We start from the raw sequence: 1,885 nt of genomic DNA on the forward strand, positions 1-1,885 counted from the left end.
CCTGCCGGACGGCGGCGTGCTCGTGAGCGAGCGCGATCGCGGGCGGATCGTCGAGGTGCTCGCCGACGGCGGCCTCCGCGAGGTCGCCGTGCTCCCCGACGTGGTCGCGGGCGGCGAGGGCGGGCTGCTCGGGCTCGCGTTCCTCCCGGGCGACGGCGACGACGGGGCATCCGTCTTCGCGTACTTCTCGACCGACTCGGACAATCGCATCGTGCGGATGCCGCTCACCGGCGAACCCGGCGAACTCGGACTCGGCGACGCGGACGTCGTGCTCGACGGCATCCCCCGCGGCGGACGCCACAACGGCGGACGCCTCGCGATCGGCCCCGACGGCTTCCTGTACGCCACGACGGGCGACGCGGGCGACGGCGACCTGTCGCAGGATCCCGACTCCCTCGGCGGGAAGATCCTGCGGATGACGGCCGACGGCGAGCCCGCCCCGGGCAACCCGTCGGGCACCCTCGTCTGGAGCCTCGGGCACCGCAATCCGCAGGGACTGGCATGGGATGCCGCTGGCGGCATGTGGGCGGCGGAGTTCGGCCAGAACACGTGGGACGAGCTCAACCGCATCGAGCCCGGCGGGAACTACGGCTGGCCGATCGTCGAGGGTCGCGCGGGCGACGCACGGTTCCGCGATCCGGCCGTGCAGTGGCCGACCTCCGAGGCGAGCCCGAGCGGCATCGCGATCGTCGGCGACACGGTCGTGCTGGCGGCGCTCCGCGGCGAGCGCCTCTGGTTCGCGTCGCCGGCGCTGACGTCCCCGACCGAGGTCGACGCCGCGTTCGAGGGCGAGCTCGGGCGCATGCGCGACGTGGTCCCGGGGCCCGACGGCGAGCTGTGGGCGCTCACGAACAACACCGACGGGCGGGGGTCGCCGCGCGAGGGGGACGACCGCCTGGTGCGGATCCCGCTCGTCGACGCCGACTGAGCGGCCCCCCGTTCGGGGGACCACCGGATCGGCCCCCGGCAGACCTCCCGGGGATATCCTCGATCGCATGGCGGATCTCGCGAGGGTTCGGATCTGGGCTGAGGCGCTCATCGCCCTGCACCTGGACCCCGCCGTGTGGAGCTTCGCCTTCGACAACGCCAAGAAGCGGGCGGGCCTCTGCAACTACACCGCCAGGCGGATCTCGGTCTCGCGCTACCTCGCGTCCCGGTACGACGACGACGAGATCCACCAGATCCTGCTGCACGAGGTGGCGCACGCCATCGCCGGCCCTCGCGCGGGCCACGGGCCGCGGTGGGCGACGATCGCCGCCGACATCGGCTACGTCGGCCGGCGCACGCACGACGGCGCCGTCGCCGACGAACTCGCCCCCTGGGTCGGTCGATGCCCGGTCGGGCATGAGCACTACCGCTACCGCGAGCCGAGTCGGCCCCTCAGCTGCGGGCTCTGCCGCAGGGGCTTCGACCGACGGAACCTCATCGTGTGGCACCGGCGCGAGATCACCGCGGCCATGCGGCGCGCGGCCGCGAGCGCCGCCGCCGACTGAGCCGCGGCTCGGGACCGCGAGCCCGGCGATCGGGTCGGTGACCGTGACCCGATCGTGGCGACCGCGACCGCGCGCAGCCGGTAGTTTGGTCCGGTGCCCGTCTCGACCGTCTCGATCCCCGTCGGCCAGTGGTTCACCGACGACAGCGGGCGGTGGTGGTTCGACTCCGGTTCGTTCGCGCTCGACTTCGCCTACACCGGAGGGATCCCCGTCGCCGTCGCCCTCGCCCCCGCACGGCTGAACTCCCCCGACGACCTCACCGCGTGGATGCGCGACCGCTTCCCGATGCCCGTCGCGCCCGCGCGCTCCCGCGACCTGTTCGACGCGACCTCGCTCCGCGACGCGATCGCGCGCCTGGCGCTCGCCGCCGGTCGCGGCGGGACGCCGGCCAC

3 protein-coding genes are annotated in these 1,885 nt (G+C 74.4%); all 3 read left to right on the forward strand.

Annotated elements, in window-relative coordinates; translation table 11 throughout:
- On the forward strand, nt 1-928 hold a 928-nt coding region (locus tag ESO86_RS16165), incomplete at its 5' end, for a PQQ-dependent sugar dehydrogenase (RefSeq protein ID WP_129235867.1).
- 67 nt (nt 929-995) lie between these two features.
- Nucleotides 996-1,493, forward strand: a complete 498-nt coding sequence (locus tag ESO86_RS16170; protein ID WP_129235868.1) for a SprT-like domain-containing protein — start codon at nt 996-998, stop codon at nt 1,491-1,493.
- Between the two features lie 93 nt (nt 1,494-1,586).
- On the forward strand, nt 1,587-1,885 hold a 299-nt coding region (locus tag ESO86_RS16175; RefSeq protein WP_207207191.1), incomplete at its 3' end, for an ABATE domain-containing protein.

It is taken from the genome of Agromyces binzhouensis (assembly GCF_004135055.1).
In the GTDB taxonomy this organism is placed as follows: Bacteria; Actinomycetota; Actinomycetes; order Actinomycetales; family Microbacteriaceae; genus Agromyces; species Agromyces binzhouensis.